This is a genomic window from Muriventricola aceti (assembly GCF_025567565.1).
Taxonomy (GTDB): Bacteria; Bacillota; Clostridia; order Oscillospirales; family Oscillospiraceae; genus Lawsonibacter; species Lawsonibacter aceti.
In genome coordinates this window covers 233,218-242,257 of record NZ_JAOQKF010000001.1, presented here as the reverse complement: position 1 = coordinate 242,257, position 9,040 = coordinate 233,218, and the positions used below count along the sequence as shown (strand labels likewise).

The following is a 9,040-nucleotide window of genomic DNA, read 5'->3' as shown; positions in this document are numbered from 1 at the left end:
CAAATTGTTCTCGTCAGCACCAAAAATGTGGCATACGTTGCCGCCGAAAGTGAAATTGATCTTGGCGCCGTAGGAGAATGTCTCCTTATGGCTGCCGGAGATATCCATGGTGGGGACAATGATAATTACATCCCGGCCCTGGGTGTTGGCGTGGAGATGGACCTCGCTGCCCATCATCTCTGACACATCTACCGTGGCTTCGATGGCGTTGGTGCCGTCGTTGAGGATGATGTGGTTGGGGCGGACGCCTAAGGTGACATCCTGAGCGGAAACTTTCTTCGCCGCTAGGGCTTGCTGCTTCTCTTCAGAAAGCTCCACCTTGACCGCCCCGGTGGTGACAAAATAGCGCCCACCTTCCAGAAGCAGTTTGGCATCAAAGAAATTCATCTGGGGTGTGCCAATAAAGCCGGCAACGAACAGATTGGCCGGGTGGTCAAAGACCTCCTGAGGCGTGCCGATCTGCTGGATAAAGCCGTCCTTCATGATGACAATACGGTCGCCCAGGGTCATAGCCTCGGTCTGATCGTGGGTAACGTACATAAATGTGGTATCGATTTTCTGGCGCAGCTTGATGATCTCGGAGCGCATCTGATTGCGGAGCTTGGCATCCAGATTGGACAGGGGCTCGTCCATCAAGAGCACCTTGGGTTCCCGCACGATGGCGCGGCCGATGGCAACGCGCTGACGCTGGCCGCCGGACAGGGCCTTGGGCTTCCGGTTCAGGTACTGGGTGATGTCCAGAGTGGCTGCGGCCTCCTTCACCTTGCGGTCGATCTCGTCTTTGGGCATTTTCCGAAGCTTCAGGGGGAAGGCCATATTTTCATATACAGTCATATGGGGGTACAGGGCATAGCTCTGGAAGACCATTGCGATATCACGGTCTTTGGGCTCTACGTCGTTCATCAGTTTGCCGTCAATGTACAGCTCGCCTTCTGAGATCTCCTCCAGACCGGCGACCATCCGAAGCGTGGTGGATTTTCCGCAGCCGGAGGGACCGACCAGTACGATAAACTCCTTGTCAGCGATATCCAGATTGAATTGCTGGACAGCTACCACGCCCTGGGAGGTCACCTCAAGATTGGCTTTTTCGCCTGTGGGCGCCTCGCCTTTTTTGGAAGCCTTCTTTTTCTTGCCGTTGCTGGTATGGGGATAGATCTTTTTGATGTTTCTAAGGGAGAGAGTCGCCATAGTGATCGGCTTTGGTGTCACGGCCTCTGCCTGTGACCCCTTGCCCGCGGAGAGCGGAACTCCGCGGACGTTGCAGCAGGTCTCCACACTGCTGTACCGCAAGCCGCGCGGATATTTGGTCCTCCTTACTTTATTAGCCTGACAGACTATAAGAATGGAGTAGGCTGCCGGCCTGATCTAAATCGATCGCTCGATTTTGGCTATTATACATGATGATTTTGGGAAACACAAGTAAAATGAAGGTAAAAAGTGCCGAATAAAAAGGTAAAGAGGAATACCATCAACCTGAAAAATATATTAGTAATTAATAAAAAGAGAAATGAAATGTAAAAAATAAGAAAAATAAAAGAAAAATGTTAGTAAAAATAAATAATTATAAAAGAAAATAAAATATTGTTCGAAAAATAAAAAAACAACGTGAGTAAAAGAAGGTTGAGAAAAAATAGATAAATTAGATTTGAAAAAATTTATTTTCAGTCTATTATTGACAAAAATAAGAGCTAGAAGTATACTTGCTTTACGTTCGAGGAAATAAAATATTAGTAATAAAAAGAGGGGGAGAAGGGACGGGACTGGTTGGAAAACAGTGGGAAGGAATACGGCACAGCCGGCAAAATGTAATGAGCAGGAGGATATGATCATGAGCGATTTCCCATCGAAAGAAAAAGCCCTTGGAATGTACAAAAAGATGTACGAGATCAGAAAGTATGAGGAGAGTATCTACTATCTGTTTTTAGAGGGCATCATGCCCGGCACCATCCACCAGAGCACTGGCGAGGAGGCCAGCGCCGTCGGTATGCTCTACGATTTGAGCCATGAGGACTGGATGGCCTCCACCCATCGGCCCGCCGGCCATGATATCGCCAAGGGTATCAGCGTCAAGGCCATGATGTGTGAGATGTTCGGCAAGGCCGAGGGCTGCTGCGGCGGCAAGGGCGGCGCTATGCACACCGGCGACATCTCTGTGGGCGCTATGGTGGCCAACGCCATCGTTGGCGGAAACCTGCCCATCGCGGCGGGTGTCGCTCTGGCCTTTAAGATGCAGAAGAAGAACAATGTGGTGGTCTGCTTCTTTGGCGACGGGGCCAGCAATGAGGGCTCCTACCATGAAACGATGAATGTGGCCGGCCTGTGGAAGCTGCCGGTGATCTTTGTGTGCGAGAACAACCTGTACTCTGCCACCACCTCAATCAGCCTGACCTGCCTGCAGGAGAACGTGGCCGCCGACCGGGCCGCCATCTACGGCATTCCCAGCGAGGTGGTAGATGGCAACGACGTGCTGGCTGTCAACGAGGCTGCTACGCGGGCCATTGCTCGGGCTCGGGCTGGGGAGGGTCCTACTATCCTGGAGCTGAAGACCTACCGCCACGGCGGACACTCCCGAAACGACGCCTGCGGCTACCGCCCCAAGGAGGAGGAGGCCGAGTGGTTTGCCAAGGACCCTGTGGTTCTGTTCCGGAAGAAGATCCTGGAACACGGCGTGATCACGGAGGAGGAACTGCAAAAAGAAGAGGCGGCTATCGAGCAGGAGATCGAGGACGCGGTGGAATACGCCAAGCAGGCGCCCTTCCCGGCCAACGAGGACGCTCTGATCAACGTGTTTAAGGAGGATGATGAGTGATGGCTGTGATGTCTATCGCTGACGCGCTCAAGAGCGCCATTGCGGAAGAAATGAGAAGAGATCCCACCGTATTCTGCATCGGTGAGGACGAGGATATCCCCGGAGGTATGGGCGGCGCCTTTACCGTTACGAAGGGGCTGGCTGACGAGTTCGGCGCTAATGTGAGATCCGCTGACGATAAGGGCTTCGGCGGCACGCCGGTGCCCATTGGCGAGGCTCGGGTCATCAACACGCCCATCGCGGAGATCATGATTTCCGGCGTGTGTGTCGGCGCGGCTATGGCGGGGATGCGCCCGGTGGCCGACCTGCAGTATGGCGATTTCCTGTTCTGCATGATGGATCAGCTGGTCAATCAGGCGGCCAAGATGCGCTATATGTCCAACGGTCAGGTGTCTGTGCCGATGGTCATGCGGGCCCCTTGCGGCGCCACCAACCGCGGTGCCCAGCACGCCCAAAGCCTGGAGAGCTATTTTACTCATGTGCCCGGACTGAAGGTCATCTGCCCCTCTACCGCCTATGATGCCAAGGGCATGATGAAGCAGGCCATCCGGGACAACAACCCAGTGCTGGTATTCGAGCACAAGCTGCTGTACGGAGGCTCCCGAAAGGAGGCCGGCCAGCTCAGCTCCGCCGGCGAGGTGCCCGAGGGAGATTACACCGTTCCCTTTGGAAAGGCGGCCATCCGCCGGGAGGGCAAGGATGTAACCATCGTAGCCAACCTGCTGATGTGGTATCGGGCGATGGAGGCCGCGGAAGAGCTGGAGAAGGAGGGCATCAGCTGTGAGATTATCGACCCCCGCAGCCTGGTCCCCTTCGACTATGATACGGTGCTGGCCTCGCTGGAGAAGACCGGAAAGCTGATGATCGTCCACGAGGACCACTACAACTGCGGCTGGGGCGCTCAACTGGGCTCCTATGTAGCTGAGAACGCCATCACCCTGCTGGATGCGCCTATTGTCCGCCTGGGCGCCACAGATACGCCTACCCCCTTCTCTCCGCCGCTGGAGCAGTTTGTGATCCCCTCTACCCAGCGCATCATTGAGGGCGCGTGCAAACTGGCCAGGCTGTGATCGGGAGGGACCGAACTATGGTACAGCAGATCAAAATGCCCTCTGCCGGACAGACCACCGATGAAGCCCGGATTACCAGCGTCAAGGTAAAGGCGGGAGATCCGGTGAAGCGGGGCGATATTCTGGTAGAGGCGGAAACTGATAAGGCGATCCTGCCGGTAGAGAGCTATGCTGCCGGCGTCGTGCTGGATGTTCTGGTCGCGGAGGGCGACGATGTCCACGCCGGAGATGTATTGGTAGCCGTGGGCTCTGAGGAGGATCGGAAGAGCTATGTCCGGAGCGGGGAATCCGCCCCTGCCGCTCCTGTGGTTCAGGCGGCCCGGCCCGAACCGGAGAAGCCGGCGCCGGCGGCCGGCGGCCAGCCCATCAAAATGCCCTCCGCCGGCCAGACCACCGACGCGGCCCGGATCACCAGCGTACTGGTCAAGGTGGGCGACAAGGTCAAACGGGGCGATACTTTGGTGGAGGCGGAAACAGACAAGGCGGTGCTGCCGGTAGAGAGTTACCTGGCCGGCACCGTGCTGGAGATTTTGGTCAAGGAGGGGGACGATGTCACCTCCGGGGATGTGCTGATGATGATCGGGAGCGGAGCCGCTGCCCCCCGTCCTGCTGCCGCTCCTGCGGTTCAGGCACCAGCCGCCCCTGCCGCTCCTGCCGCCGGCGTTCTGGATGAGGAGGAATATATCCCCATCATCAAGGGCGCTGCTCCCGCCCCTCGTCCCGCTGCTCCCGCTGTAGCCAAGGCCCTGTGGCCCGCTATGCCCAACGCCAAAATGCTGGCCCGGGAGCTGGGTGTGGAGCTGGCCGGTCTGACTCCGGCCAATGGGGTGATGCTTACCCGTAAGGATGTGCGCGCAGCCCAGGCGGCGGCTCTGGCGGCAGAGCAGGCCCTGCCCGCTCCGGCTGCTGCGCCCGCCGAGGCGGAATATGAGGTCCTGCCCATGACCAAGACCCGGGAGGTCATTGGCCGCCGGATGCTGGAGTCCGTCCAGAACATCCCGGCTTGGCAGTGTACGGTAAATATCAATATGGAGGCCTGCATGGCCCTCAAGCAGAGCTATCAGGAGAAGCGGGGCATCAAGCTGTCCTACAACGACATTATGGCCAAGGCCATCGCCGTGGCCTCCCGAAAGTTCCCTCTGGTCAACGCCCGCTGCGAGGGCGGCGAGGTCCGGGTCTACCGCCATACCAATGTGGGTCTGGCCGTGGGTCTGGAGGGCGCTCTGCTGGTCCCTGTAGTAAAGGGAATTGACACAATGGGGCTGGAGGAGATCGCGGACAAGTACCGCCAGGTGGTGAAAAAGGCCCGGGACAGCAAACTGGCCCCCTCGGACATGGGATGTGGCAGCATTACCATCTCCAATCTGGGTATGTTTGACGTGGATCAGTTTATTGCCATCGTTAATCCGCCGGAGAGCTGTATCCTGGCGGTGGGACGGATTGCTGTGCAGCCCGTTTGGGACGGACAGCAGTTCCAGCCCGTCCATATGATGAGCGTGACCGGGTCCTTCGATCACCGGATCATTGACGGAGCTTATGGAGCCCAGTTCCTGCGTGAGCTGAAGCTGCTGATGGAGAATCCTGCCCTGATGCTGGGCTGAGGAGGAATTCGCTGTGGAAACGTTTGATATTTTGGTGCTGGGCGGCGGCCCGGGGGGATACTCTTTAGCCATCGCTGCGGCTAAAAAGGGGCAGAAGGTAGCCCTGTTTGAAAAGGAGCATCTGGGTGGGACCTGCCTGAACGTGGGCTGCATCCCTACTAAATACCTGGTGGACAAGGCCAACGCCATGGAAAAGGTCCGCTCGCTGGTAGACAGGGAGATTTTCCGGGATGCCGGTTCTTTCAGCTTCCGCAAGATTCAGAAGGGCAAAGGGGAAGTGACGGCCAAGCTGGTGGGCGGCGTACAATTTCTGCTGAAAAAGTGCGGCGTCACCGTGATAAACGGCGAGGCCAGTCTGGAGAAAAACCGGGTGGTCCGCTGCGGCGGACAGGAGTACAAGGGGAAAAATGTGGTGATCGCCACCGGCTCGGTCCCCATGACGGTGCCCATCCCCGGCCATGAGCTGACGATTGACAGCACCGGAGCGCTGAATCTGGAGCGGCTGCCCCGCCGTATGGTGGTGATGGGCGGCGGTGTCATCGGGTTGGAACTGGCCAGCGCCTTTGCCTGCTACGGCACTGAGATCACGATTATTGAGATGCTGCCCAGTCTGCTGCCCCGGGATCAGAAGGAAGCTGCCAATATGGTGGTATCTGCGCTGAAAAAGCAGGGGATCCGTATTCTCACCGGGGCTAAGATGCTGCGGGTGGAGAAAGGAAACGGCGCCCTGCGGGCGGTCTATGAGCTGGACGGAAAGCAGGACAGCGTAGAAGCGGATCAGGTGCTGATGGCGGTGGGACGACGCCCCAATCTGTCCGGGATCGACGCGGAGGCCCTGGGACTGAAGTTGAGCGAGAAGAAGCACATCCTGGTAGACGGCGCCCAGCGCACAAATTTGAAGGGCGTATACGCCATCGGGGATGTAGCGGGAGGGATCCAGCTGGCCCATGCGGCTTACGCCGAGGGCGAAGCGGCTCTGACCCATATCTTGACAGGCAAGGCACCCAAAGACCGGGCACCTGTGCCCAGCTGCGTCTATACGAATCCCTGCTTTGCCTCTGTGGGACTGAATACGGACAGTGCCAAAGAGGCCGGCTTTGATCCGGCTCTGGGTACCTTTGACTACTCCGCTAATGGTATGGCGCTGGCGGAGGGAGCCTCCGGACGGGTGTTCGTGGTGGCGGATAAGGCCACCAAGCAGACTCTGGGCGTTACCATCGTCGGAGAAAACGCCTCTGAGCTGATTGCCTTTGGGGCCCTGGCGGTAGACAAAAAGCTGACTCTGGAGGAGTGGGAACGGATGGTAGTGGCCCACCCCTCTCTGGCGGAGATGGTGCGGGAGGCCGCTCTGGACGCCTTCGGAGCCGCGGTTCATAAGGCTTAACGGACCCGAAGGGCGGCCTCCTGCCGCCCTTCGGAGGGGCGGGCGCGGCGATGACCCCGCCTGCCCGACAGGAAAGGAGATCGGTTCAATGGACCATATGTTTATGCGAGATAAGGTGGCCGTGGTCACCGGCTCCGGCCGGGGGATTGGCGAGGCGATTGCCCGCCGCCTGGCGGAGTTTGGGGCCAAGGTGGTCATTACTGACATCAATATGGAAACGGCCCAGAGGGTGGTGGACGACATCATCGCCCAGGGGGGGCAGGCCAAGTGTGTGCTGTTCAACGTGGCGGACTTTGACCATATCAAGGAGAAGGTTGAGGAGATCAAGGGGCTGTTCGGCCGGATCGATGTGTGGGTCAACAACGCCGGCATTACCGGCTCCACACCTATAGAGGAGATCAGTCTGGAGAGCTGGGACAAGATGATGAACATTGACCTGAAGGCTATGTTCTTCTGCACCCAGGCGGTATTTGCCATCATGAAGGAGCAGAATTACGGCAAGCTCGTCCATATGTCCTCTCTGGCGGCGCTGCGGGGCGGCCGAAGTTCTGACGCCTCCTATGCGGCGGCCAAGGCCGGCATCCTGAACCTGAGCAAATGCTTTGCGCTTCATGGCGCCGCATACAACATTACCTCCAACGCTGTGTGTCCTGGCAATATCCTGACGCCGATGGGCAAAACGCTCTCCTGGTCCCAGAAGGACCCCAAGACCTATATCCCCCTGGGCCGGTACGGCACTGCCGAGGACATTGCTAACGCGGTGCTGTTCTACGCCAGCGACCTGTCCAGCTATGTGACTGGTGATGCCATGAATATAAACGGCGGCCTTTATATGTAATATTAATAATATTAAAAAACATTTAAGGAGATATTTTACACAATTTTTACAAGAATTAAACAAAAAATCTTGACTAAGTAATAAAATATGTGTAAAATAAAATTGAAAATTCTTAAAAGAAATCGTTAAAATTTTACTAATAGTAACGAGGCGGAATGGAGGGAGAATCTGGAATGGCAAACATTTACTTGGTCCGGCACTGCGAGTCAGAAGGAAACGCCTGCCGGCGGACTCAGGCACAGACGGACGCTCTGGTCACCACGAAGGGCTATCTGCAAAATGAGATGCTTCGCCGCCGTTTTCGGGATATCCCTATCGACGGCATCTATTCTAGCGACGCCTTCCGTTCTATCATGACAGTGGAGCCCATCGCCAAGGAGCGAGGGCTGCCCATCCGAGTGAGGATCCACCTGCGGGAAGTCACCACTGGTGTCTGGGAGGATATGGCCTGGGGCAATATTGCCAAGGAATATCCCAAAGAAAGCAAAGATTGGGATGAGCACCCCTGGGCCAATACTACTCCGGGGGCCAGTACCTTTCAGCAGGTGGCAGACCGTCTGCTGTTCGGCCTGCGGCGCATTGCCCGGGAAGTGGGGGACGGGAATGCCCTGTGCGTATCCCACTCCTGTACCATCAAGGCTGGCCTATGCGCTATGATGGGGCGGCCCATGTCTGATGTGAAAGTGGTAGGCCATGGGGACAACACCTCGGTCAGCCTGATTCATGTAGACCGGGAGGGCAATTTCTCTGTGGAGTATATGAATGACGGCTCCCACCTCCCGCCGGAACTGCGGCGGGCCTGGAGCGGCGTAGCGGGAGCCGACATCAATATGGCTGTGGACCCGGTGGACTTAGACAAGGAGAGTGAGGTCCTGGAGGAACTGGCCAGAGCCCACGCCCGGCAGACAGAGGGAGCGGAAGTGCCCTTTGACGGAGCGGAGTGGCTGGCACGGGCCAGAGAGCTGACGGCCTACAATCCGGATTATTTGGCTGTCTGCCGCCTAAAGGGCCGCCCTGTGGGCTTTGTCTGGATGGAAAACGAGGAGGAGACTCCTGAGGACTGCGGCCATGTCAGGACCATGTTTGTCCTGCCAGAGCTTCAGGGTAAGGGTTATACTGAACAGCTGTTCGGATATGCGGCTCATGTGTTTCGGTATCAGGGGAAACGTGTTCTGACCGTCTCTGTTCCTCGGCTGCCCGAGGACCGGCGGGTGGTGGAGCGGTTTACCTTTACCCCTATGCGGGGCTTCCGGGACCGTATGGCCCTTGAGCTGTTCTCTCCCCCGTGCCCTTATCCCATCCTGGCCTGAGGCCGGGTGGATGACCGTTTGATGCTTT

At 57.3% G+C, this 9,040-nt stretch carries 7 protein-coding genes; 6 read left to right on the top strand and 1 reads right to left on the bottom strand.

Annotated elements, in window-relative coordinates:
- Positions 1-1,188: ABC transporter ATP-binding protein (locus OCV64_RS01285; protein WP_262669156.1), on the bottom strand; the 1,188-nt coding region annotated here is incomplete at its 3' end.
- Positions 1,189-1,828: 640 nt separating this feature from the next.
- Between OCV64_RS01285 and OCV64_RS01280 the strand changes: the two genes are divergently transcribed.
- The 6 genes from OCV64_RS01280 to OCV64_RS01255 all read left to right on the top strand — a co-directional run bounded on the left by OCV64_RS01280 (position 1,829) and on the right by OCV64_RS01255 (position 9,012).
- Positions 1,829-2,809: a thiamine pyrophosphate-dependent dehydrogenase E1 component subunit alpha gene (locus OCV64_RS01280; protein WP_240288741.1), complete on the top strand. Its 981-nt coding sequence runs from the start codon at positions 1,829-1,831 to the stop codon at positions 2,807-2,809.
- On the top strand, positions 2,809-3,879 hold the full coding sequence (locus OCV64_RS01275; RefSeq protein ID WP_262669155.1) for an alpha-ketoacid dehydrogenase subunit beta: 1,071 nt from the start codon (positions 2,809-2,811) through the stop codon (positions 3,877-3,879). Before OCV64_RS01280 ends, OCV64_RS01275 begins: the two co-directional genes overlap by 1 nt.
- Before the next feature lie 17 nt (positions 3,880-3,896).
- On the top strand, positions 3,897-5,480 hold the full coding sequence (locus tag OCV64_RS01270; RefSeq protein ID WP_262669042.1) for a 2-oxo acid dehydrogenase subunit E2: 1,584 nt from the start codon (positions 3,897-3,899) through the stop codon (positions 5,478-5,480).
- 13 nt (positions 5,481-5,493) lie between these two features.
- A complete protein-coding gene (lpdA, locus tag OCV64_RS01265; protein ID WP_147572863.1) occupies positions 5,494-6,864 on the top strand; it encodes a dihydrolipoyl dehydrogenase in 1,371 nt (456 codons plus the stop codon).
- A gap of 88 nt (positions 6,865-6,952) precedes the next feature.
- Entirely contained in the window at positions 6,953-7,702 is a 750-nt protein-coding gene (locus tag OCV64_RS01260) for an SDR family NAD(P)-dependent oxidoreductase (protein ID WP_262669040.1), read from the top strand.
- A 173-nt stretch (positions 7,703-7,875) separates the two neighbouring features.
- Positions 7,876-9,012, top strand: a complete 1,137-nt coding sequence (locus OCV64_RS01255; RefSeq protein WP_262669039.1) for a GNAT family N-acetyltransferase — start codon at positions 7,876-7,878, stop codon at positions 9,010-9,012.
- The last annotated feature ends 28 nt before the right edge of the window (positions 9,013-9,040 follow it).